General features: G+C 43.4%; 29 protein-coding genes, 2 tRNA genes and 3 rRNA genes. All 34 read left to right on the top strand.

Annotation, left to right across the window (positions count from 1 at the left end; all coding sequences use genetic code 11):
- The first annotated feature begins 12 nt into the window (after positions 1 to 12).
- Positions 13 to 837, top strand: a complete 825-nt coding sequence (gene rplB, locus GNP35_RS13470; RefSeq protein ID WP_155696655.1) for a 50S ribosomal protein L2 — start codon at positions 13 to 15, stop codon at positions 835 to 837.
- 16 nt (positions 838 to 853) lie between these two features.
- The gene (rpsS, locus tag GNP35_RS13465; RefSeq protein ID WP_155696653.1) at positions 854 to 1,132 is read left to right on the top strand and encodes a 30S ribosomal protein S19; all 279 of its coding nucleotides are present in this window, start codon (positions 854 to 856) and stop codon (positions 1,130 to 1,132) included.
- Positions 1,133 to 1,142: 10 nt separating this feature from the next.
- Positions 1,143 to 1,472: a 50S ribosomal protein L22 gene (gene rplV / locus GNP35_RS13460; protein WP_155696651.1), complete on the top strand. Its 330-nt coding sequence runs from the start codon at positions 1,143 to 1,145 to the stop codon at positions 1,470 to 1,472.
- Between the two features lie 11 nt (positions 1,473 to 1,483).
- Complete coding sequence (gene rpsC, locus GNP35_RS13455) at positions 1,484 to 2,188, top strand: 30S ribosomal protein S3 (RefSeq protein WP_155696649.1); 705 nt, start codon at positions 1,484 to 1,486, stop codon at positions 2,186 to 2,188.
- A gap of 9 nt (positions 2,189 to 2,197) precedes the next feature.
- A complete protein-coding gene (gene rplP / locus GNP35_RS13450; RefSeq protein WP_155696648.1) occupies positions 2,198 to 2,611 on the top strand; it encodes a 50S ribosomal protein L16 in 414 nt (137 codons plus the stop codon).
- Positions 2,611 to 2,805, top strand: a complete 195-nt coding sequence (gene rpmC, locus GNP35_RS13445; RefSeq protein ID WP_155696646.1) for a 50S ribosomal protein L29 — start codon at positions 2,611 to 2,613, stop codon at positions 2,803 to 2,805. Before rplP ends, rpmC begins: the two co-directional genes overlap by 1 nt.
- Complete coding sequence (gene rpsQ / locus GNP35_RS13440; RefSeq protein WP_155696644.1) at positions 2,805 to 3,062, top strand: 30S ribosomal protein S17; 258 nt, start codon at positions 2,805 to 2,807, stop codon at positions 3,060 to 3,062. The genes rpmC and rpsQ overlap by 1 nt, the downstream gene beginning before the upstream one ends.
- 265 nt (positions 3,063 to 3,327) lie before the next feature.
- Positions 3,328 to 3,696, top strand: a complete 369-nt coding sequence (rplN, locus tag GNP35_RS13435; protein WP_155696642.1) for a 50S ribosomal protein L14 — start codon at positions 3,328 to 3,330, stop codon at positions 3,694 to 3,696.
- Positions 3,697 to 3,706: 10 nt separating this feature from the next.
- On the top strand, positions 3,707 to 4,021 hold the full coding sequence (gene rplX / locus GNP35_RS13430) for a 50S ribosomal protein L24 (protein WP_155696640.1): 315 nt from the start codon (positions 3,707 to 3,709) through the stop codon (positions 4,019 to 4,021).
- A 14-nt stretch (positions 4,022 to 4,035) separates the two neighbouring features.
- Positions 4,036 to 4,575 (top strand): 50S ribosomal protein L5, encoded by a 540-nt coding sequence (gene rplE / locus GNP35_RS13425; protein ID WP_155696638.1) that lies wholly within the window; start codon positions 4,036 to 4,038, stop codon positions 4,573 to 4,575.
- A gap of 11 nt (positions 4,576 to 4,586) precedes the next feature.
- A complete protein-coding gene (gene rpsN / locus GNP35_RS13420; RefSeq protein ID WP_155696637.1) occupies positions 4,587 to 4,892 on the top strand; it encodes a 30S ribosomal protein S14 in 306 nt (101 codons plus the stop codon).
- 20 nt (positions 4,893 to 4,912) lie between these two features.
- Positions 4,913 to 5,305: a 30S ribosomal protein S8 gene (gene rpsH, locus GNP35_RS13415; RefSeq protein ID WP_155696635.1), complete on the top strand. Its 393-nt coding sequence runs from the start codon at positions 4,913 to 4,915 to the stop codon at positions 5,303 to 5,305.
- Between the two features lie 13 nt (positions 5,306 to 5,318).
- Positions 5,319 to 5,852, top strand: a complete 534-nt coding sequence (gene rplF / locus GNP35_RS13410; RefSeq protein ID WP_155696633.1) for a 50S ribosomal protein L6 — start codon at positions 5,319 to 5,321, stop codon at positions 5,850 to 5,852.
- Between the two features lie 9 nt (positions 5,853 to 5,861).
- Positions 5,862 to 6,212 carry a 50S ribosomal protein L18 gene (gene rplR / locus GNP35_RS13405; protein WP_155696631.1) on the top strand — a complete coding sequence of 117 codons (351 nt, stop codon included), beginning with the start codon at positions 5,862 to 5,864 and terminating at the stop codon, positions 6,210 to 6,212.
- Between the two features lie 9 nt (positions 6,213 to 6,221).
- Positions 6,222 to 6,722, top strand: coding sequence for a 30S ribosomal protein S5 (gene rpsE, locus GNP35_RS13400; protein ID WP_155696629.1), 501 nt, complete (start codon positions 6,222 to 6,224; stop codon positions 6,720 to 6,722).
- 6 nt (positions 6,723 to 6,728) lie between these two features.
- Positions 6,729 to 6,911 (top strand): 50S ribosomal protein L30, encoded by a 183-nt coding sequence (gene rpmD, locus GNP35_RS13395; protein WP_155696627.1) that lies wholly within the window; start codon positions 6,729 to 6,731, stop codon positions 6,909 to 6,911.
- A 3-nt stretch (positions 6,912 to 6,914) separates the two neighbouring features.
- Complete coding sequence (gene rplO, locus GNP35_RS13390; RefSeq protein WP_155696625.1) at positions 6,915 to 7,346, top strand: 50S ribosomal protein L15; 432 nt, start codon at positions 6,915 to 6,917, stop codon at positions 7,344 to 7,346.
- A gap of 13 nt (positions 7,347 to 7,359) precedes the next feature.
- Positions 7,360 to 8,718, top strand: coding sequence for a preprotein translocase subunit SecY (gene secY, locus GNP35_RS13385; RefSeq protein WP_155696623.1), 1,359 nt, complete (start codon positions 7,360 to 7,362; stop codon positions 8,716 to 8,718).
- Between the two features lie 17 nt (positions 8,719 to 8,735).
- A complete protein-coding gene (rpmJ, locus tag GNP35_RS13380) occupies positions 8,736 to 8,849 on the top strand; it encodes a 50S ribosomal protein L36 (RefSeq protein WP_105051509.1) in 114 nt (37 codons plus the stop codon).
- A gap of 112 nt (positions 8,850 to 8,961) precedes the next feature.
- Entirely contained in the window at positions 8,962 to 9,318 is a 357-nt protein-coding gene (rpsM, locus tag GNP35_RS13375; RefSeq protein WP_330997821.1) for a 30S ribosomal protein S13, read from the top strand.
- A 16-nt stretch (positions 9,319 to 9,334) separates the two neighbouring features.
- Complete coding sequence (gene rpsK / locus GNP35_RS13370; protein WP_155696621.1) at positions 9,335 to 9,724, top strand: 30S ribosomal protein S11; 390 nt, start codon at positions 9,335 to 9,337, stop codon at positions 9,722 to 9,724.
- Between the two features lie 22 nt (positions 9,725 to 9,746).
- Positions 9,747 to 10,367, top strand: coding sequence for a 30S ribosomal protein S4 (rpsD, locus tag GNP35_RS13365; protein WP_155696619.1), 621 nt, complete (start codon positions 9,747 to 9,749; stop codon positions 10,365 to 10,367).
- Positions 10,368 to 10,391: 24 nt separating this feature from the next.
- On the top strand, positions 10,392 to 11,384 hold the full coding sequence (locus GNP35_RS13360; protein WP_155696618.1) for a DNA-directed RNA polymerase subunit alpha: 993 nt from the start codon (positions 10,392 to 10,394) through the stop codon (positions 11,382 to 11,384).
- 33 nt (positions 11,385 to 11,417) lie between these two features.
- The gene (gene rplQ / locus GNP35_RS13355; protein ID WP_155696616.1) at positions 11,418 to 11,819 is read left to right on the top strand and encodes a 50S ribosomal protein L17; all 402 of its coding nucleotides are present in this window, start codon (positions 11,418 to 11,420) and stop codon (positions 11,817 to 11,819) included.
- Positions 11,820 to 12,584: 765 nt separating this feature from the next.
- Positions 12,585 to 14,118, top strand: a 16S ribosomal RNA gene (locus tag GNP35_RS13350).
- 108 nt (positions 14,119 to 14,226) lie between these two features.
- A tRNA-Ile gene (locus tag GNP35_RS13345) sits at positions 14,227 to 14,303 on the top strand.
- Between the two features lie 113 nt (positions 14,304 to 14,416).
- Positions 14,417 to 14,492 (top strand) — tRNA-Ala (locus tag GNP35_RS13340).
- A 299-nt stretch (positions 14,493 to 14,791) separates the two neighbouring features.
- A 23S ribosomal RNA gene (locus GNP35_RS13335) occupies positions 14,792 to 17,670 on the top strand.
- Positions 17,671 to 17,801: 131 nt separating this feature from the next.
- Positions 17,802 to 17,916, top strand: a 5S ribosomal RNA gene (gene rrf, locus GNP35_RS13330).
- The 16S, 23S and 5S rRNA genes sit together here with 2 tRNA genes alongside, the layout of an rRNA operon.
- Before the next feature lie 503 nt (positions 17,917 to 18,419).
- Positions 18,420 to 18,926 carry an FAD-binding protein gene (locus tag GNP35_RS13325; RefSeq protein ID WP_196492524.1) on the top strand — a complete coding sequence of 169 codons (507 nt, stop codon included), beginning with the start codon at positions 18,420 to 18,422 and terminating at the stop codon, positions 18,924 to 18,926.
- Entirely contained in the window at positions 18,908 to 19,438 is a 531-nt protein-coding gene (locus GNP35_RS13320; protein ID WP_155696612.1) for a UDP-N-acetylmuramate dehydrogenase, read from the top strand. Before GNP35_RS13325 ends, GNP35_RS13320 begins: the two co-directional genes overlap by 19 nt.
- Complete coding sequence (locus GNP35_RS13315; protein ID WP_155696610.1) at positions 19,428 to 19,721, top strand: HTH domain-containing protein; 294 nt, start codon at positions 19,428 to 19,430, stop codon at positions 19,719 to 19,721. Before GNP35_RS13320 ends, GNP35_RS13315 begins: the two co-directional genes overlap by 11 nt.
- A complete protein-coding gene (locus tag GNP35_RS13310; RefSeq protein WP_155696608.1) occupies positions 19,681 to 20,418 on the top strand; it encodes a biotin--[acetyl-CoA-carboxylase] ligase in 738 nt (245 codons plus the stop codon). Before GNP35_RS13315 ends, GNP35_RS13310 begins: the two co-directional genes overlap by 41 nt.
- Positions 20,415 to 21,116, top strand: a complete 702-nt coding sequence (locus GNP35_RS13305; RefSeq protein WP_155696606.1) for a type III pantothenate kinase — start codon at positions 20,415 to 20,417, stop codon at positions 21,114 to 21,116. The genes GNP35_RS13310 and GNP35_RS13305 overlap by 4 nt, the downstream gene beginning before the upstream one ends.
- Positions 21,117 to 21,198: the final 82 nt, after the last annotated feature.

Below are 21,198 nucleotides of genomic sequence, written 5' to 3'. Positions count from 1 at the left end.
GGAGAGTAAAAAATGGCTCTAGTAAAATGTAAACCAACATCTGCTGGTCGTCGTCATATGACGAAAGTAGTTAACACTGACTTGCATAAAGGCGCACCATACGCACCACTTTTAGAGAAAAAATCTAAATCTGGCGGTCGTAATAACAATGGTCGCATTACTGTTCGTCACATCGGTGGTGGTCACAAGCAACACTATCGTTTGGTTGACTTCAAACGTAATAAAGACGGTATTCCGGCAACAGTTGAACGTTTGGAATATGATCCAAACCGAAGCGCAAACATCGCGTTAGTTCTTTATGCAGACGGTGAACGTAAGTACATCATTGCACCTAAAGGCCTAAAAGCTGGTGATCAGATTATGTCTGGTATCAATGCACCTATCAAAGCTGGTAATGCTATGCCTATGCGTAACATGCCTGTAGGTAGTACTGTACACAATGTTGAGCTTAAGCCTGGTAAAGGCGCTCAGATTGCTCGTTCAGCTGGTGCATATGTGCAAATATTAGCACGTGACGGTCAATACGTTACTCTACGTCTTCGCTCTGGCGAAATGCGTAAAGTTCTTTCTGATTGTCGTGCGACTTTAGGTGAAGTAGGTAATGCTGAACATATGCTTCGTCAGCTTGGTAAAGCTGGTGCAAGCAGATGGCGTGGTGTTCGTCCGACTGTCCGTGGTGTTGTAATGAACCCGGTTGATCACCCGCACGGTGGTGGTGAAGGTCGTACTTCTGGTGGTCGTCACCCGGTTACTCCTTGGGGTAAACCGACTAAGGGTGCTAAGACTCGTAAGAACAAACGTACTGATAAGTACATTGTTCGTCGTCGTAATAAATAATTAGTGAGGTAATACCATGCCACGTTCTCTCAAGAAAGGTCCTTTTATTGACCTACACTTGCTGAAGAAGGTTGAAGCAGCCTTGGAAAGCGGGAACAAGAAACCAATTAAAACTTGGTCTCGTCGCTCAATGATCATTCCTGATATGATTGGATTGACCATCGCTGTCCATAATGGTCGTCAACACGTTCCTGTGTTTGTATCTGACGAAATGGTTGGCCATAAGTTAGGTGAATTTGCACCTACTCGTACGTACCGCGGTCACGCGGCTGACAAGAAAGCTAAGAAGAAGTAAGGAGTAAATAATGGAAGCAATAGCTAAACATCGTTTCGCCCGCACTTCTCCACAGAAGGCTCGCTTGGTAGCTGACCAGATTCGTGGTCTACCAGTCGACAAGGCGTTAGACGTATTAAATTTCAGCAATAAAAAAGCTGCTGTTTTGGTGAAGAAAGTTCTTGAGTCTGCAATTGCAAATGCTGAGCATAATGAAGGCGCAGACATCGACGAACTTAAAGTTGCGACAATCATGATAGACGCAGGTCCAACCATGAAACGTATTAAGACTCGTGCAAAAGGCCGCGCAGATCGCGTTCTTAAGCGCTCTTCACACATTACTGTTGTAGTAGCGGACTAGGAGATTTACTAATGGGTCAAAAAGTACATCCTACGGGGATTCGCCTAGGTATCACTAAACCATGGGTTGCTACCTGGTACGCGAATACAAAAGATTACGCAAGTCACTTAAATGGCGATATCAAAGTTCGTCAATACTTGACTAAAGAATTAAAAAACGCTTCAGTTTCAAAGATTACGATTGAACGTCCAGCTAAATCTATCAAAGTTACTATTCACACGGCTCGTCCGGGTGTTGTAATTGGTAAGAAAGGCGCAGACGTTGAAAAACTTCGTAACGTTGTAGCGAAATTGACAGGCGTACCTGCTCAAATCAACATCGCAGAGATTCGCAAGCCTGAGTTAGATGCACAGCTAGTAGCTGAAAGCATTTCTAGCCAGCTTGAGCGTCGTGTTATGTTCCGTCGTGCTATGAAGCGCGCGGTACAAAACGCAATGCGTGTTGGTGCAAAGGGTATCAAAGTTGAAGTAAGCGGTCGTTTGGGCGGAGCAGAAATTGCACGTTCAGAATGGTATCGTGAAGGTCGTGTACCACTACACACTTTACGTGCAGATATCGACTATGCAACTTCTGAAGCATTAACTACTTACGGCATCATCGGTGTGAAAGTATGGATCTTTAAAGGTGAAGTACTTGGTGGTTTCGGTTCTATCTCTCAAGAGGAACCAAAACAACCTAAACCAGCGAAGAAGCGTCGTAGCAAAAGCGCTAAGTAGGAGTAGACGATGTTACAACCAAAACGTACAAAATTCCGTAAGCAGCATAAAGGCCGCAACCGTGGTCTAGCTCAGAACGGTAACAAGGTTAGCTTTGGTACTTTCGGCCTTAAGGCTACTGGCCGTGGTCGTATGACTGCACGTCAAATCGAAGCAGCTCGTCGTGCAATGACACGTCACGTAAAACGTCAAGGTCAAATTTGGATCCGTGTGTTCCCTGACAAACCAATTACGGCTAAGCCGTTAGAAGTTCGTCAAGGTAAAGGTAAAGGTAATGTTGAATATTGGGTTGCTGAAATTCAACCTGGTAAAGTACTTTACGAAATGGACGGTGTAGCAGAAGAATTGGCACGTGAAGCGTTCCGCCTAGCGGCTCGTAAACTGCCATTCAAAACCACTTTTGTAACTAGAACGGTGATGTAATGAAAGCTAGCGATCTTAAAGATAAAACTGTAGAAGAGCTAAGAGCTGAACTACTAGGTTTGTTACGTGAGCAATTTAACTTGCGCATGCAACAATCTTCTGGCCAACTAGCTCAAACACATTTACTGCGTCAAGTACGTCGCAATATTGCGCGTGTTAAAACAGTAATTGCACAAAACAAGGCAGGTGCGTAATGAGCGAAAATATCCGTACATTACAAGGCCGCGTAGTTAGTGACAAGATGGAGAAATCTATCGTTGTTACTATCGAACGCAAGGTAAAACACCCTATCTACGGTAAGTTCGTTAAGCGTACAACTAAGTTGCACGCTCACGACGAAACTAACCAATGTGGTATCGGTGACACGGTTTTAATCCGTGAATGCGCTCCAATTTCTAAGAATAAAACTTGGACTTTGGTAGACGTAATCGAAAAAGCTAAATCTCTTTAATTTATTGAAGTAATTAGCTTAAAAAACCGGAGCGAAAGCTCCGGTTTTTTATTTTTAGTTTTGTTCTTTTAGAAGATAACTATGCTGAGCAATGACTTACAATTTAATAACCGATTATTAATTAATCAGGTGTTTAATTAGGTTGTATTTCAACCATCACTTAGTTATACTTGCGCGCCCTTTTGTAGGGGGTAGTCAATAATGACTAGAAGCGGCAAGTCCGAAAGGACATTGAAGTATAAATTTAATTAGCGGAGCACTAAACATGATCCAAATGCAAACTACGTTAGATGTGGCTGATAACTCAGGCGCGCGTCGCGTACAGTGTATTAAGGTTCTTGGTGGCTCTCACCGTCGTTACGCCGGCATCGGCGACATCATTAAAGTTACTGTAAAGGAAGCAATTCCACGCGGTAAAGTTAAAAAAGGTGATGTACTTAACGCGGTGGTAGTTCGCACTAAAGCAGCGGTTCGTCGTCCAGATGGTCAAGCCATCCGTTTCGACAGTAATGCAGCTGTTATTTTGAACGCCAACTTGCAGCCAATCGGAACTCGTATTTTTGGACCTGTTACTCGCGAACTTCGCGGTGATAAGTTCATGAAGATCGTGTCATTGGCACCTGAAGTAATTTAAGGAGCTGAAAATGGCAAGCAAAATTCGTCGTGAAGATGAAATAATCGTTATTGCTGGTAAAGATAAAGGCAAAACTGGTAAAGTTTTAAAAGTTATCACTGGTACTGACAGATTAATCGTAGAAGGCGTGAACCTTATCAAGAAACACCAAAAACCTGTACCACAACTACAGCAGCCTGGTGGCATTGTTGAAAAAGAAGCGTCAATCAACGTATCAAACGTTGCGATCCTTAACCCAGAAACGGGTAAAGCTGATCGTGTAGGTTTTAAATTTGAAGACGGCAAAAAAGTTCGTATCTTCAAATCTAATGGTAAAACTATCTAATCTTGGAGTATATGATGGCGAAACTGCATGATACTTATAAAGACAGCGTAGTGCCTGAACTAGTTAAACAGTTCGGCTACACATCTGTCATGCAAGTCCCACGACTTGAAAAGATTACCCTGAACATGGGTCTGGGTGAAGCTCTAGCGGATAAAAAAGTACTAGAAGCAGCAACTTCTGACATGCAATCTATTGCTGGTCAAAAGCCTGTTGTTACTCGTGCACGTAAGTCAGTTGCTGGCTTTAAAATTCGTGAAGGCTACCCAATCGGTGCCAAGGTAACTCTACGCGGCGAGCGTATGTGGGACTTTTTAGAGCGTTTAATTACAATCGCTCTACCTCGTGTTCGTGACTTCCGTGGCTTAAATCCTAAGTCATTTGACGGTCGCGGTAACTATAGCATGGGTGTACGCGAGCAAATTATCTTCCCTGAAATCGATTTCGATAAAGTAGACAAAGTACGTGGTTTAGATATCACAATTACTACCTCTGCAAAATCGAACGAGGAAGGTCACGCTCTGTTAGCTGCTTTCAACTTCCCATTTAAAGGATAAGGTGTAGAGTTATGGCTAAGCAATCAATGAAAGCACGTGATGTAAAACGTGCCAAATTAGTTGAAAAATTCGCTGCAAAACGTGCCGATCTAAAGGCTACTATCAAAGACGTTAACACGTCTGATGATGATCGTTGGGCAGCTGTGCTTAAACTTCAAGAGCTTCCTCGTGATTCAAGCCCTGCACGTCAACGTAACCGTTGTAATGTGACAGGTCGTCCACATGGCTATTTACGTAAGTTCGGCTTAAGCCGTATTAAACTTCGTGAAGCAGCGATGCGTGGTGAAGTTCCAGGCCTTAAAAAGGCTTCTTGGTAAGAATCTGGGAGTATTGAAAGATGAGCATGCAAGATCCTATCGCGGATATGTTCACCCGCGTACGTAACGGTCAAATGTCAAACAAAGTAACCGTTGCAATGCCTTCATCAAAGTTAAAAACAGCTTTGGCTGAACTTTTGAAGAGCGAAGGTTTTATTGCTGGCTACGAAGTGTCAGGTGACGTTAAGAAAGAATTAAACGTTACACTTAAGTACTTCGAAGACAAACCAGTAATCGAAACTATCAAACGCGTTAGCCGTCCTGGTCTTCGTATATATAAGAAGACTTCAGACCTACCTAAAGTTATGGGTGGTCTAGGTATAGCTATCGTTTCTACATCAAAAGGTTTGATGACTGACCGTGCTGCACGCAAAGCGGGCATTGGCGGCGAGATCATCGGCTACGTAGCTTAATAGGAGAGTCATAATGTCTCGTGTAGCAAAAGCACCTATTAATGTTCCTGCCGGTGTTGAAATCGCCGTAAATGGTCAGGAAGTAAAAGTTAAAGGTAAAGTAGGCGAGTTAACTTTAAACGTTAACCCTGCTGTTGAAGTTGTTTTAGAAGACAACGTAGTTCGCACACTTCCTCGTGACGGTTTTGCCGACGCGTGGGCACAGGCAGGTACTGCTCGTGCAAACATTAACAACCAAGTTGTTGGTGTGAGTGCTGGTTTTGAGAAGAAGTTAGTTCTTAATGGTGTTGGTTACCGTGCTGCGGTAAAAGGCAAAGTATTAAGTCTATCTCTAGGTTTCTCTCACCCAGTAGACTTTGAAGTGCCAGCTGGTGTGACTATCGAAGCTCCATCACAAACAGAAGTTGTTGTGAAGGGTGCAAGTAAACATTTAGTTGGTCAAGTTGCAGCGAATATTCGCGCTTATCGTGAGCCAGAGCCTTATAAAGGCAAAGGTATCCGTTATAGCGATGAAATCGTTCGTCGCAAAGAGGCGAAGAAAAAGTAAGGTAAGACGATGGATAAGAAAACAGCTCGTTTACGTCGTGCCAAGCGCGCTCGCAGAACGTTTATTGAAAACGGTGTTACTCGTTTAGTAATGCACCGTACGCCTCGTCACGCTTACGCTCAGGTAATTTCTCCTGAAGGTAAGGTGTTAGCGGCGGCGTCAACTGTAGAAAAAGATATCCGCTCTGCGGTAGCTTCTACAGGTAACGTTGAAGCTGCAACTGCGGTTGGTAAAGCAGTAGCAGAACGTGCGGTAAAGAATGGCGTTGAAAAAGTGTCATTCGACCGTAGCGGTTTTAAATATCACGGCCGTGTGAAAGCGTTAGCAGACGCTGCTCGCGAAGCCGGTCTTCAGTTCTAGGAGTAGCTCATGTCTAACGTAGAAGCAAAGCAAACAGAATTCGAAGAAAAGCTTATCGCGGTAAATCGTGTATCAAAAGTAGTTAAGGGTGGTCGTATATTCTCGTTCACTGCTTTAACTGTTGTTGGTGACAAGAATGGCCGTGTAGGTTTTGGTTATGGTAAAGCGCGTGAAGTTCCAGCTGCTATTCAAAAAGCAATGGAAAAAGCGCGTCGTAACATGGTTAGTGTAGAATTAACTAATGGAACATTGCAGCACCCTATTAAGGGTCGCCACTCTGGTTCAAAAGTTTACATGCAACCAGCTTCAGAAGGTACGGGTATCATCGCAGGTGGTGCAATGCGTGCAGTATTAGAAGTAGCAGGTGTACAAAACGTACTATCTAAATGTTACGGTTCGACTAACCCAATTAACGTAGTTCGCGCTACAGTTGACGCTTTGGCAGGAATGAATTCTCCTGAACAAATCGCAGCTAAACGTGGCCTTAACGTTTCTGAAATTTTGGGGTAATAGACCATGGCTAAGAAGACGATTAAAGTAACACAAATACGTAGCTCTATCGGTCGTTTACCGAAGCATAAAGCTACATTACGTGGCTTGGGTTTACGCCGTATCAATCACACTGTTGAGTTGGAAGACACAGCATGTGTACGTGGTATGGTAAACCAAGTTCAATACATGGTTAAAGTGGAGGGGTAATCGATGCGTTTGAATACTCTATCTCCAGCACCAGGCGCTAAAACGGATAAGAAACGCGTTGGACGCGGTATCGGTTCTGGTTTAGGTAAAACTGGTGGTCGTGGACACAAAGGTCAGAAATCACGCTCAGGCGGAAGTGTTAAGCCAGGTTTTGAAGGCGGTCAAATGCCTTTACAACGTCGCTTACCGAAATTCGGATTCACTTCTCGTAAATCGTTGGTAACTGATGAAGTAACATTGTCAGAAATTACAAAAGTTGAAGGCGACATCGTTTCTTTAGAAACTTTGAAAGCTGCAGGCCTAGTGAAGAAAGACATACTTTTCGTTAAAGTTGTTAAATCTGGCGACGTTGCACGCCCGGTAACTGTAGCTGGTCTACGTGTTACTAAAGGTGCGCAGGAAGCTATTGTTGCAGCCGGCGGAAAAGTAGAATAAGGACAAGTACATTATGGCTAAACCAGGATTAGACCTACAAAGCGGACAGACAGGCTTTGCCGAGTTAAAACAACGATTATTATTTGTTTTTTTAGCTATTGTTGTGTTTCGATTGGGTTCTTTTGTTCCAATTCCTGGGATAGATGCTGCAGTACTAGCTGAATTATTCGAACAGCAAAAGGGTACCATCGTAGAAATGTTTAACATGTTCTCCGGTGGTGCACTTGAGCGTGCTTCGGTATTAGCGTTAGGTATCATGCCATATATAACCGCATCAATTATTATGCAGTTATTGACGGTGATGCACCCTTCTTTAGCAGAGCTAAAGAAAGAAGGTGAGGCTGGTCGTAAGAAAATCAGTCAATACACTCGTTATTTCACGCTTGTATTAGCGACATTCCAGTCGTTTGGTATTGCTACTAGCTTACCGAATATGATGCCGGGATTGGTGTTAAACCCAGGACCAGGTTTCTATTTTACAGCAGTAGTAAGTTTAGTAACCGGTACCATGTTCTTAATGTGGTTAGGTGAACAAATTACTGAACGAGGTATTGGTAACGGTATTTCGATACTGATTTTTACCGGTATCGTAGCAGGGTTGCCATCTGCAATCGGTTCAACAGCAGAGCAAGCTCGTCAAGGCGAATTGCATATGTTGTTACTATTGTTGATTGCAGTTATTGTTTTCGCGGTTACATACTTTGTTGTATTCGTAGAACGTGGACAACGACGAATAGTTGTTAACTACGCTAAACGACAACAGGGTCGCCAAGTGTTTCAAGCACAAAGCTCTCATTTACCTTTAAAAGTAAATATGGCTGGCGTAATACCACCAATTTTTGCTGGTAGTATTATTATGTTCCCAAGCACTATTGCTGCTTGGTTTGGTACTGGAGAAGGTGCCGTTGCAGAATTTCTGCAACAAGTGTCTTTGACATTATCACCGGGACAACCCCTATATGTTATGTTGTACGCAGCTGCTATAATATTCTTCTGTTTTTTCTACACCGCGTTGGTTTTCAACCCGAGAGAAACAGCGGATAACTTGAAGCGCTCAGGTGCATTCATTCCAGGTATCAGACCTGGTGAGCAAACGTCGAAATACATCGATAAGGTGATGACGCGTTTGACACTGGCAGGAGCCATGTACATTACATTTGTTTGTCTTGTACCTGAGTTCATGATGATCGCTTGGAACGTCCAATTTTATTTTGGTGGCACATCGTTGTTAATCATCGTTGTTGTTGTCATGGATTTTATGGCGCAGATTCAAACACTGTTGATGTCTCATCAGTATGATTCTGTTCTTAAGAAGGCAAACCTTGCAGGAAAAGCTTTAGATAAAGCGAACCTGAAAGGCTATAGCCGTTAGATTGCGGAGTAAAAGCAATGAAAGTACGTGCTTCCGTTAAGAAGATATGTCGTAACTGTAAAGTAATTAAGCGTTCAGGTGTTGTTCGCGTAATCTGTACAGACCCTAAGCACAAGCAGCGTCAGGGTTAATACGACGTAAGTTGGGGGTGAGGAAGTTTTCCTCACCCATATTTACAAATGGTCAAAGGTCGAGTATCCTAACGGGCTTTTCGATTGACCCAAAACTATAGGAGATGTGTTAGTGGCCCGTATCGCTGGCATTAACATTTCCGATCGTAAACACTCAGTAATCGCTCTTACAGCGATTTTCGGTATCGGTAAAACACGTTCAAAAGCAATTTTAGCGTCTACTGGTATCGCGGAAGATACGAAAATCGGAACATTATCTGAACAAGATTTAGATAAATTACGTGAAGAAGTTGGCAAGTACACTGTAGAAGGTGACCTTCGCCGTGAAGTAACTTTAAATATTAAACGTTTAATGGATTTAGGTTGTAACCGTGGCATGCGCCACCGTCGCAGTCTTCCTCTACGTGGTCAGCGCACTAAAACTAATGCGCGTACCCGTAAAGGTCCACGTAAACCTATTACTAAATAAGGCGAGGTAGCAAGAAATGGCAAAAGCTCCAACTCGTTCACGTAAAAAAGTAAAAAAGCAGGTTGCTGATGGTATGGCTCATATCCATGCGTCTTTCAACAACACAATCGTTACATTAACCGACCGTCAAGGCAATGCATTGTCTTGGGCTACTGCAGGTGGTTCTGGTTTCCGTGGTTCACGTAAATCAACACCATTCGCTGCACAGGTAGCGGCTGAACGCGCAGGCGAAGCAGCAAAAGAGTACGGTTTGAAGAATATTGAAGTGTTCGTCAAGGGACCTGGTCCTGGTCGTGAATCTGCAATCCGCGCATTAAATGCTGTGGGTTACAAGATCACTAACATTACTGACGTTACACCTATTCCTCATAACGGTTGTCGTCCGCCTAAGAAACGTCGTGTATAACGACTGTTAGTGGAGAAAGAACATGGCTAGATATTTGGGTCCAAAGCTAAAGCTTAGTCGTCGCGAAGGAACAGATTTGTTCCTTAAGAGTGGCGTACGTGCTATAGATACTAAATGTAAAATCGATACTGCACCAGGTCAACACGGCGCGCGTAAGCCGCGTTTGTCTGACTATGGTTTACAGCTTCGTGAGAAACAAAAAGTTCGTCGTATTTACGGTGTTTTAGAAAAACAATTCCGTAACTACTACAAAGAAGCGGCACGTCTTAAAGGTAATACTGGTGAAAACCTATTACAACTTTTAGAAAGCCGTTTAGATAACGTTGTTTATCGTATGGGTTACGCAAGTACTCGTGCGGAAGCTCGTCAGCTAGTTAGCCACAAGTCAATTGTTGTTAACGGTAGCGTAGTGAACATTCCTTCCTACAAAGTGTCTGCAGAAGACGTTGTTGCTATTCGTGAAAAATCGAAAAAGCAAGGACGTATTGTTGCAGCTCTTGAGTTAGCTGAACAACGTGAAAAACCGACTTGGATTGACGTAGATGCGAAAGCGATGACAGGTGTTTATAAATCACACCCTGAACGCTCTGAGTTGTCTGCAGAGATTAATGAACAGTTAATTGTTGAACTTTACTCTAAGTAAAGTTGAAACATAAGAGGATATAAAATGCAGGGGTCTGTAACTGAATTCCTTAAGCCTAGGCTTGTAGACATTGAACAAGTTAGTGCAACTCGAGCAAAAGTAACGCTTGAACCTTTAGAGCGTGGCTTTGGTCACACTTTAGGTAATGCGTTACGCAGAATCTTGTTGTCATCTATGCCTGGTTGTGCGGTAACCGAAGTAGAAATCGACGGTGTCCAGCACGAATACAGTGCAAAAGAAGGTGTACAGGAAGATGTGATCGAAATATTGTTAAACCTAAAAGGTTTAGCAGTTAGCGTAGAGGGAAAGGACGAAGTAACCTTGACTTTAACTAAGTCGGGTATTGGCCCTGTTACAGCTGCTGATTTTCAGCACGATGGTGATGTAGAAATCATCAACCCTGAACACGTTATTTGTAACTTAACGAGTGAAAGCTCTGAAATTTCAATGCGTGTAAACGTGCAGCGTGGCCGTGGTTATGTTCCTGCTTCTGCGCGTGTGTCCTCAGACGAAGAAGATCGTCCAATTGGTCGCTTACTTCTAGACGCGTCTTTCAGCCCTGTTGAGCGTATTGCTTATAATGTTGAAAGTGCTCGTGTTGAACAGCGTACTGATTTAGACAAATTGATCATTGATATGGAAACGAACGGCACTTTAGATCCTGAAGAAGCTATTCGTCGCTCTTCTACAATTCTTGCTGAGCAACTGGAAGCATTCGTAGATTTACGTGATGTTACAGAAGTAGCGCAAGAAGAAGAGAAACCAGAATTTGATCCAATTCTATTACGTCCAGTAGACGATCTAGAATTGACTGTTCGCTCAGCCAACTGTTTGAAGGCTGAACAAGTACAATATATCGGTGATTTAGTACAGCGTACTGAGGTTGAGTTATTAAAAACTCCTAACCTTGGTAAGAAGTCTCTAACGGAAATCAAAGACGTTTTAGCGTCTCGTGGTTTATCACTAGGCATGCGCCTAGAGAACTGGCCACCGGCTAGTCTGTTAGATAACGACTAAATTTTTAAACGAATTAGTTAGAAGGAAAAGCTCATGCGCCATCGTAAGAGTGGTCGTCAATTAAACCGCAACAGCAGTCATCGTCAAGCGATGTTCCGTAATATGGCGGGTTCATTGGTGAAGCATGAAATCATCAAGACAACTTTGCCTAAGGCGAAAGAATTACGTCGTGTTATTGAACCATTGATCACAATGGCTAAATCTGACAGCGTAGCAAATCGTCGTTTAGCATTCGCTCGTACGAGAGATGCTGAAGTAGTTGGTAAATTATTTACTGACTTAGGTCAACGTTACAATGAACGTCCAGGTGGATACACTAGAATTATCAAGTGTGGATACCGTACTGGTGATAAAGCACCAATGGCGTACATTGAACTGGTTGGTAGACCAGAACTTGATGCAGATGCTGAAGTAGTTGAAGCTACTGAAGAGTAATTGAAAAGGCCGGGTTTACCCGGCTTTTTTACTTTATTAAGAAAAGAAGGTTGTTTTTAGCAATCTTCTTTTTTTATACTTTTATACTTATCTACTTATCTACTTATCTACTTATCTACTTATCTACTTATCTACTTATCTACTTATCTACTTATCTACTTATCTACTTATCTACTTATCTACTTATCTACTTATCTACTTATCTACTTATCTACTTATCTACTTATCCAATGACTATTAGTATCGCAGCTGGTACTTATTAACATTAAGTAGAGTGATTTTTAACCAAAATTGACAGTTGTCGTATGAAAACAACCCATATCGATACATATTTGGCCGAACAACAAGAAAAACACACTTTTTTAATAAAAGCGCTTGCGCAACGTAATTAGATCTCTATAATGCGTCCTCGTTGTCAGGGAGACATCAAACGGCTTGAAACGTTAAGTGAAGGTGGTTTGGATTGACTCAAAACGGTTTAGAAAACTTCTTCAAAATAACGAAAAGGATTTACTAAAAACGTTGACAACGAATTAGGGAAGTGTAGAATGCGCATCCCGGTTGAGACAGAGTCGAGACCAAGAGCAGAAAGGCTCTAAACGTTCTTTAACAATTTGTAATTAATTATTTGTGTGGGCACTCCGATGAGTAGTAACAAACACACTAAGGTTCTTCTTCGGAAGGCAGCTTAGTACTTGTAACTATCAATTGAGTGTCTGAACGAAATTTATTTGAACAGAATTCAATGGGTAGCGATTAAACTTTTAAGTGAAGAGTTTGATCATGGCTCAGATTGAACGCTGGCGGCAGGCCTAACACATGCAAGTCGAACGGTAACAGAACTAGCTTGCTAGTTGCTGACGAGTGGCGGACGGGTGAGTAATGCTTGGGAATTTGCCTTTAGGTGGGGGACAACAGTTGGAAACGACTGCTAATACCGCATGATAGCTACGGCTCAAAGGGGGCTTCGGCTCCCGCCTTTAGAGAAGCCCAAGTGGGATTAGGTAGTTGGTGAGGTAAAGGCTCACCAAGCCCACGATCCCTAGCTGGTCTGAGAGGATGATCAGCCACACTGGAACTGAGACACGGTCCAGACTCCTACGGGAGGCAGCAGTGGGGAATATTGCACAATGGGCGAAAGCCTGATGCAGCCATGCCGCGTGTGTGAAGAAGGCCTTCGGGTTGTAAAGCACTTTCAGCGAGGAGGAAAGCTTAGTCGTTAATACCGGCTAGGTGTGACGTTACTCGCAGAAGAAGCACCGGCTAACTCCGTGCCAGCAGCCGCGGTAATACGGAGGGTGCGAGCGTTAATCGGAATTACTGGGCGTAAAGCGTACGCAGGCGGCCATTTAAGTCAGATGTGAAAGCCCCGGGCTCAACCTGGGAACTGCATTTGAAACTGGATGGCTAGAGTGCGACAGAGGGTGGTAGAATTTCAGGTGTAGCGGTGAAATGCGTAGAGATCTGAAGGAATACCAATGGCGAAGGCAGCCACCTGGGTCGACACTGACGCTCATGTACGAAAGCGTGGGTAGCAAACAGGATTAGATACCCTGGTAGTCCACGCCGTAAACGATGTCTACTAGCAGTTTGGAGCTTAAGCTCTGTCTTGCGCAGCTAACGCATTAAGTAGACCGCCTGGGGAGTACGGCCGCAAGGTTAAAACTCAAATGAATTGACGGGGGCCCGCACAAGCGGTGGAGCATGTGGTTTAATTCGATGCAACGCGAAGAACCTTACCATCTCTTGACATCCAGAGAATTTAGCAGAGACGCTTTAGTGCCTTCGGGAACTCTGAGACAGGTGCTGCATGGCTGTCGTCAGCTCGTGTTGTGAAATGTTGGGTTAAGTCCCGCAACGAGCGCAACCCTTATCCTTAGTTGCCAGCACGTAATGGTGGGAACTCTAAGGAGACTGCCGGTGACAAACCGGAGGAAGGTGGGGACGACGTCAAGTCATCATGGCCCTTACGAGATGGGCTACACACGTGCTACAATGGCAAGTACAAAGGGTTGCAAACTCGCGAGAGTAAGCGGATCCCATAAAGCTTGTCGTAGTCCGGATTGGAGTCTGCAACTCGACTCCATGAAGTCGGAATCGCTAGTAATCGTGGATCAGAATGCCACGGTGAATACGTTCCCGGGCCTTGTACACACCGCCCGTCACACCATGGGAGTGGGCTGCAAAAGAAGTGGATAGCTTAACCTTCGGGAGGGCGTTCACCACTTTGTGGTTCATGACTGGGGTGAAGTCGTAACAAGGTAGCCGTAGGGGAACCTGCGGCTGGATCACCTCCTTATATACGAAGTTACACCTTCGAAGTGTTCACACAAATAATTAATTACGAATAATGAGCGAGAAAGCTGCAAGCTGTTAGCTGCATTCGAGAGTTTGTAGCATAAACGATAGGCCTGTAGCTCAGCTGGTTAGAGCGCACCCCTGATAAGGGTGAGGTCGGCAGTTCAAGTCTGCCCAGGCCTACCAAAATCTCACCTGACTGCGTTATTTCGTTACTTGTTTAGATAGTCTAAACCGCGTAACAAAATGCCTTGTCAAATGTGATTTGGACAATCGTTTTAATGACGTGACTTCAGTATGGGGCTATAGCTCAGCTGGGAGAGCGCTTGATTTGCATTCAAGAGGTCCGCGGTTCGATCCCGCGTAGCTCCACCATACTGACACTCAGTTTCTCGATTCAAAACCCTAAACCATACACATTAGTTAGTGTGCATCGTTTAGAGTTTTTTATAAACTCATGCTCTTTAACAATTTGGAAAGCTGATAAAAAAATAAGGTAAACATTATTGTTTATTTATTTGTTATTCAACAACTAAAAAAATAATTTTGATTATCACTGTAAGAGAAAACTCAAGCGTTATTTATGTCAGGTTCTTGGCCTTATACAAGTCAAGTAACCAATAAATATGACACATAATATACTACTGAATCTGCGAGAGCATTTAAGGTTGTATGGTTAAGTGAATAAGCGTATACGGTGGATGCCTTGGCAATTGGAGGCGATGAAGGACGTGTTAATCTGCGATAAGTCTGGTTAAGGTGATAAAAACCGTTATAAACCAGAATTTCCGAATGGGGAAACCCACCCTTTTTAGGGTATCGTATAGTGAATACATAGCTATACGAAGCGAACCCGGAGAACTGAAACATCTAAGTACCCGGAGGAAAAGAAATCAACCGAGATTTCCTAAGTAGCGGCGAGCGAACGGGAAACAGCCGAATCAGCATGGTTTAGTGGAATGCTCTGGAAAGTGCAACGATAGTGGGTGATAGTCCCGTACACGACAAGCCATGTTGGACATATTAAGTAGGTCGGAGCACGAGAAACTTTGACTGAAGATAGGGGGACCATCCTCTAAGGCTAAATACTCCCAATTGACCGATAGTGAACCAGTACCGTGAGGGAAAGGCGAAAAGAACCCCTGTGAGGGGAGTGAAATAGAACCTGAAACCGTATACGTACAAGCAGTAGGAGCAGACTTGTTCTGTGACTGCGTACCTTTTGTATAATGGGTCAACGACTTATATTTTGTAGCAAGGTTAACCGAATAGGGGAGCCGTAGGGAAACCGAGTCTTAACTGGGCGAATAAGTTGCAAGGTATAGACCCGAAACCCGGTGATCTAGCCATGGGCAGGTTGAAGGTTGAGTAACATCAACTGGAGGACCGAACCCACTAACGTTGAAAAGTTAGGGGATGACCTGTGGCTAGGAGTGAAAGGCTAATCAAACCGGGAGATAGCTGGTTCTCCCCGAAATCTATTTAGGTAGAGCCTCGGACGAATACTTACGGGGGTAGAGCACTGTTTGGGCTAGGGGGCCATCCCGGCTTACCAACCCCATGCAAACTCCGAATACCGTAAAGTAATATCCGGGAGACACACGGCGGGTGCTAACGTTCGTCGTGGAGAGGGAAACAACCCAGACCGCCAGCTAAGGTCCCAAAGTTTATGCTAAGTGGGAAACGATGTGGGAAGGCTTAGACAGCTAGGAGGTTGGCTTAGAAGCAGCCACCCTTTAAAGAAAGCGTAATAGCTCACTAGTCGAGTCGGCCTGCGCGGAAGATGTAACGGGGCTAAGCATAACACCGAAGCTGCGGTAGCGAATTTATTCGCTAGGTAGGGGAGCGTTCTGTAAGTGGTTGAAGGTGGATTGAGAAGTCTGCTGGACATATCAGAAGTGCGAATGTTGACATGAGTAACGATAATGGGGGTGAAAAACCCCCACGCCGAAAGACCAAGGGTTCCTATCCCATGCTAATCAGGGTAGGGTAAGTCGGCCCCTAAGGCGAGGCAGAAATGCGTAGTCGATGGGAAACAGATTAATATTTCTGTACTTTTAATCATTGCGATGGGGGGACGGAGAAGGCTAGGTGAGCACGGCGATGGTTGTCCGTGTGAAAGTGTGTAGGTAGGCTGCTTAGGTAAATCCGGGCGGCTAATACTGAGACACGAGACGAGTCACTAAGGTGATGAAGTCATTGATGCCATACTTCCAGGAAAAGCCTCTAAGCTTCAGATGATTAAGAACCGTACCCCAAACCGACACAGGTGGTCAGGTAGAGAATACTAAGGCGCTTGAGAGAACTCGGGTGAAGGAACTAGGCAAAATGGTACCGTAACTTCGGGAGAAGGTACGCCCACGTTAGGTGAAGACACTTGCTGTCGGAGCTGAAGTGGGTCGCAGTGACCTGGTGGCTGCAACTGTTTATTAAAAACACAGCACTGTGCTAAATCGAAAGATGACGTATACGGTGTGACACCTGCCCGGTGCCGGAAGGTTAATTGATTGGGTTATCTTCGGAGAAGCTCATGATCGAAGCCCCGGTAAACGGCGGCCGTAACTATAACGGTCCTAAGGTAGCGAAATTCCTTGTCGGGTAAGTTCCGACCTGCACGAATGGTGTAATGATGGCCACGCTGTCTCCACCCGAGACTCAGTGAAATTGAAATCGCAGTGAAGATGCTGTGTACCCGCGGCTAGACGGAAAGACCCCGTGAACCTTTACTACAGCTTGACACTGAACATTGAACCTACATGTGTAGGATAGGTGGGAGGCTATGAAACTTGGACGCCAGTTCAGGTGGAGCCATCCTTGAAATACCACCCTTGTATGTTTGATGTTCTAACATTGGCCCCTTATCGGGGTTGTGGACAGTGTCTGGTGGGTAGTTTGACTGGGGCGGTCTCCTCCCAAAGAGTAACGGAGGAGCACGAAGGTTTGCTAAGTACGGTCGGACATCGTACGGTTAGTGTAATGGTAGAAGCAAGCTTAACTGCGAGACGGACATGTCGAGCAGGTACGAAAGTAGGTCATAGTGATCCGGTGGCTCTGTATGGAAGGGCCATCGCTCAACGGATAAAAGGTACTCCGGGGATAACAGGCTGATACCGCCCAAGAGTTCATATCGACGGCGGTGTTTGGCACCTCGATGTCGGCTCATCACATCCTGGGGCTGAAGTCGGTCCCAAGGGTATGGCTGTTCGCCATTTAAAGTGGTACGCGAGCTGGGTTTAGAACGTCGTGAGACAGTTCGGTCCCTATCTGCCGTGGGCGTTGGATGATTGAGAGGGGCTGCTCCTAGTACGAGAGGACCGGAGTGGACGAACCGCTGGTGTTCGGGTTGTCATGCCAATGGCATTGCCCGGTAGCTACGTTCGGAATCGATAACCGCTGAAAGCATCTAAGCGGGAAGCGAGCCTCGAGATGAGTCATCCCTGACAGTTTAACTGTCCTAAAGGGTCGTTGAAGACTACAACGTTGATAGGTAAGGTGTGGAAGTGCTGTGAGGCATTAAGCTAACTTATACTAATTGCCCGTGAGGCTTAACCATACAACGCTTAAGTGTTCTTGAGCACTGATGGTCAGAATTATTACAAACAATATTACCTTATTTCAGTTTTCTAATTGTTAAGACAATTTAAGTAAGCGGTGTTTATAAAACATCGATTACAAACAGCTTTGCCTGGTGGCAATAGCGCTGTGGACCCACCTGACTCCATTTCGAACTCAGAAGTGAAACGCAGCTGCGGCGATGGTAGTGTAGCATTTGCTATGCGAGAGTAGCTCACCGCCAGGCTCCCAATTGAATAATCCCTCGTACATATGTGCGGGGGATTTTTTCGTTCTAGGCGTTAAGCAATTAAGGCGGCTCGCTAACGCTCTAGATTGCTCGTTCCCGACGCAATCAACCGACTGCATCCATGCAGTCGACCGGCAGGCTCCCATTCGAAGAAGCCCGTTATCGTATGATAGCGGGCTTTTTTACGTTTGGAATTCAGAAAAATCAATGACAACGCATACTAATGTGGCCGGTCCTAGGCATTCCAGCCTTCGCCGCACTTTAGCATACTGCTCTGGGTCATGCGGTTCATCAGTCGTTCATAACCATCTATGCGGTCTGACACTTGGACTTCTATCCATCGCAACTCCTTGAGGGGTAATTAAGTAGTTATTTCAGATAAATTTAATCTTTAAATAAAACCTTTTGAGATCTAATTCTAATTTCTACACCTCATTTTTAGTGAGTAAATCAATCTATAATGTTAAATTATATAAAATTATCACTACCTGGTTTTTAGATTGAGTTCACTTAAACCCCTACATACTTTTGGCTTGAATCATACAGCCGAATCTATTTCCTATCTTGCAACACCTTCTGATTTTCAAGAACTGGTGGGTTTAGCATTAAATACTGATTTCATCCTATTGGGTTCTGGCAGTAATGTAGTTTTTTTAGAAGACATCAGTATTCCAGTTTTTATTAATCGTTTTTATGGTAAAACACTAGAAGAAACAAATGACGCTTATATAGTCAAAGTCAATTCCGGTGAAAATTGGCACGAGTTTGTTGTATGGTGTCTTGATCACAATATTAATGGATTTGAAAATCTTGGTTTAATACCAGGAACAGTAGGAGCATCACCAGTTCAAAATATTGGTGCTTACGGTGTCGAAGTAGAAAGGTTTATAAAGGAAGTTGAATATCTAAATTTAAAAACAGGTAATTTTGAAACCCTTTTAAAAAACAAATGTAACTTTGGTTATAGAGATAGTATTTTTAAAATGAGTTGTCTAAAAGTAGCATAATAACCAGGGTAACTTTTGAGGTTCCAAAAAAGTGGACACCTGTTACTACTTATGGAGAATTAAACTCGATAATTAATCCCAACCCTTTAGATATATTCAATAAAGTATGTGAAGTTAGAACAAATAAATTACCTGATCCAACCAAGCTTGGTAACGCTGGCAGCTTCTTTAAAAACCCTATAATTGACAAAGAACGGGTAGAAATATTAAAACAAGAGTTTCCTGAATTACCTTCTTATCCCATTGATAAAAATAGTGTAAAAATTGCGGCAGGTTGGCTTATCGACAAAGCAGGATTAAAAGGAACATCGTTTGGAGAAGTTGGTGTCAACCCAGCACAAGCGTTAGTACTCACAAACCTAAATGGCAAGGCGAAAGGTCACGACCTAATACAAGCAACACAAGCCATAATAAAGACAGTTTTTAAAAAGTTTGGGATTCAGCTTGAACCAGAAGTAAGAATGTTTGAGCGTTCAGGCGAAACGACCATAAGTGCACAACATGACACCTGAGTCCGATATTAAGCTACATATCATAAATGAACTATCAGCAGGCCAATTCGTATCAGGACAAGAACTTGCTGACTCAATGAGTGTAACTCGCAGTGCTATAGCTAAGCACATTAAAGTTATCAGAGAGCTAGGTTTAGATATCTACTCTGTAAAAGGCAAAGGTTATCGTCTATCGGAGAAACTATCACTGCTCAATCTTGAAACTATTAAAGAGGGTTACACAGCTAATAACCCCATAGAAACTGCATCATGTTATCGATTCCACAAACGCCTATTTAATTAGATCATTACGCGAAAATAAGAACTTGATTAATGGCCATACGGTAGTTGCTGAATGCCAGACAGATGGGAGAGGCCGAAGAGGTCGTGCGTGGGTAAGTCCTTTTGGTAGTCATATTTATATGTCTCGTTATTACCAAACGAGTTTGGGGCTTTCCGAGGCTTCTGGTTTAAGTTTGGCAATTGGTATTGCAGTAGCAAACTCCATCAATCGATTTGTGGGTAATAAAGCTCAGTTAAAATGGCCGAATGATGTACTTGTAGATAATAAAAAAATTGCCGGTGTGTTAATAGAAGCCGAAGGGCAGAGTGATGGAATGTGTCATTTGATAATTGGAATAGGCATTAACATACAAATGCCAAAAGACTCCTCCCTCAAAATTGATCAGCCTTGGACAGATATAAACTCAAATGTTGACAAACCGATGGATAGAAACCTCTTCCTTACTTACTTGCTGGCAGAAATTGACGTTATCATGTCTACTTTTAGAGAGACTCGATTAGATGCTTTATATGATACGTGGAATAAAATGAATGCATATAAAGATAAAGGCGTAAAAGTAATCAGTGGACGAAATGTTCGTGAAGGGACATGCCTAGGCATAGACTCCACCGGAGCATTGCTTGTTAACGATAATTTAACTAACACAGTATTCAAAGCTATCGGCGGAGAAGTAAGTTTACGAGCGGCCAATCAATGAATTTATTAGTAGATGCTGGAAATACTTCCATTAAGTTTGCTTTAGAAAGCCAACAAAAGATTTTAAGGGTCTCTGAAGAAGACGCTTTATCCCAGTTAGCTAACATAGAGGCGGTTATTGTATCTAAAGTTAAAGAATATGATGTTCTTGATAATATAAAAACTAACTTTATAAACTTTGGTAAGCCATTTATTGTTGCGTCAGTTAGTAAAAAACACAGCGGTGTAACTTGTGGTTATAATAATATAAAAAACTTAGGAATAGATAGATGGGTAGCTGTAATAGGTGCATGTCGTTTATACCCTAACCGCAATTTAGTAGTTGTTGATGCTGGTACCGCGATGACGATAGACGCTATAGTAGACAGTCAGAACCATTTAGGTGGTTGGATTGTGCCAGGTCTATCATTAATGAAGCAGTCAATTGAACAAAAGGCTCCTCTAGTATTTTCTAGCAATGAGAGCGCAATCGAAGAATTTGGCACCGATACTCCATCGGCGTTGGAAAACGGTTGTATTTTGACATTAATTGGAAGTATAGAAAAAGCGGTCAATTTACTTAAATCGGATTACAACAGTCAAAATATTATGGTGTTGCTTACAGGTGGAGATGCACAAACCTTGTCTAAAAGGTTGTTAATTGAACATGCGTTAGAGCCTGATTTAATTTTTCATGGATTGTCGGAATACACAAAGTAACAAACAAAAGTATACTAAATAAACGATAAGTATCCTTTTTGTTTAAAACATAATCAAACAAACAAAAAACTTAAAAAAAAGC

Origin of the sequence: Psychrosphaera haliotis (genome assembly GCF_009728465.1) — a bacterium.
GTDB lineage: Bacteria > Pseudomonadota > Gammaproteobacteria > Enterobacterales > Alteromonadaceae > Psychrosphaera > Psychrosphaera haliotis.
Note: the sequence above shows the minus strand (reverse complement) of the source record. Positions and strands in the feature narration are given on the sequence as shown.

Excerpts from the sequence above, each read along its gene's own strand:
- rplB (WP_155696655.1), top strand. The coding sequence starts at position 13 with ATGGCTCTAGTAAAATGTAAACCAACATCTGCTGGTCGTCGTCATATG.
- rpsS (WP_155696653.1), top strand. The coding sequence starts at position 854 with ATGCCACGTTCTCTCAAGAAAGGTCCTTTTATTGACCTACACTTGCTG.
- rplV (WP_155696651.1), top strand. The coding sequence starts at position 1,143 with ATGGAAGCAATAGCTAAACATCGTTTCGCCCGCACTTCTCCACAGAAG.
- rpsC (WP_155696649.1), top strand. The coding sequence starts at position 1,484 with ATGGGTCAAAAAGTACATCCTACGGGGATTCGCCTAGGTATCACTAAA.
- rplP (WP_155696648.1), top strand. The coding sequence starts at position 2,198 with ATGTTACAACCAAAACGTACAAAATTCCGTAAGCAGCATAAAGGCCGC.
- rpmC (WP_155696646.1), top strand. The coding sequence starts at position 2,611 with ATGAAAGCTAGCGATCTTAAAGATAAAACTGTAGAAGAGCTAAGAGCT.
- rpsQ (WP_155696644.1), top strand. The coding sequence starts at position 2,805 with ATGAGCGAAAATATCCGTACATTACAAGGCCGCGTAGTTAGTGACAAG.
- rplN (WP_155696642.1), top strand. The coding sequence starts at position 3,328 with ATGATCCAAATGCAAACTACGTTAGATGTGGCTGATAACTCAGGCGCG.
- rplX (WP_155696640.1), top strand. The coding sequence starts at position 3,707 with ATGGCAAGCAAAATTCGTCGTGAAGATGAAATAATCGTTATTGCTGGT.
- rplE (WP_155696638.1), top strand. The coding sequence starts at position 4,036 with ATGGCGAAACTGCATGATACTTATAAAGACAGCGTAGTGCCTGAACTA.
- rpsN (WP_155696637.1), top strand. The coding sequence starts at position 4,587 with ATGGCTAAGCAATCAATGAAAGCACGTGATGTAAAACGTGCCAAATTA.
- rpsH (WP_155696635.1), top strand. The coding sequence starts at position 4,913 with ATGAGCATGCAAGATCCTATCGCGGATATGTTCACCCGCGTACGTAAC.
- rplF (WP_155696633.1), top strand. The coding sequence starts at position 5,319 with ATGTCTCGTGTAGCAAAAGCACCTATTAATGTTCCTGCCGGTGTTGAA.
- rplR (WP_155696631.1), top strand. The coding sequence starts at position 5,862 with ATGGATAAGAAAACAGCTCGTTTACGTCGTGCCAAGCGCGCTCGCAGA.
- rpsE (WP_155696629.1), top strand. The coding sequence starts at position 6,222 with ATGTCTAACGTAGAAGCAAAGCAAACAGAATTCGAAGAAAAGCTTATC.
- rpmD (WP_155696627.1), top strand. The coding sequence starts at position 6,729 with ATGGCTAAGAAGACGATTAAAGTAACACAAATACGTAGCTCTATCGGT.
- rplO (WP_155696625.1), top strand. The coding sequence starts at position 6,915 with ATGCGTTTGAATACTCTATCTCCAGCACCAGGCGCTAAAACGGATAAG.
- secY (WP_155696623.1), top strand. The coding sequence starts at position 7,360 with ATGGCTAAACCAGGATTAGACCTACAAAGCGGACAGACAGGCTTTGCC.
- rpmJ (WP_105051509.1), top strand. The coding sequence starts at position 8,736 with ATGAAAGTACGTGCTTCCGTTAAGAAGATATGTCGTAACTGTAAAGTA.
- rpsK (WP_155696621.1), top strand. The coding sequence starts at position 9,335 with ATGGCAAAAGCTCCAACTCGTTCACGTAAAAAAGTAAAAAAGCAGGTT.
- rpsD (WP_155696619.1), top strand. The coding sequence starts at position 9,747 with ATGGCTAGATATTTGGGTCCAAAGCTAAAGCTTAGTCGTCGCGAAGGA.
- GNP35_RS13360 (WP_155696618.1), top strand. The coding sequence starts at position 10,392 with ATGCAGGGGTCTGTAACTGAATTCCTTAAGCCTAGGCTTGTAGACATT.
- rplQ (WP_155696616.1), top strand. The coding sequence starts at position 11,418 with ATGCGCCATCGTAAGAGTGGTCGTCAATTAAACCGCAACAGCAGTCAT.
- GNP35_RS13315 (WP_155696610.1), top strand. The coding sequence starts at position 19,428 with ATGACACCTGAGTCCGATATTAAGCTACATATCATAAATGAACTATCA.
- GNP35_RS13305 (WP_155696606.1), top strand. The coding sequence starts at position 20,415 with ATGAATTTATTAGTAGATGCTGGAAATACTTCCATTAAGTTTGCTTTA.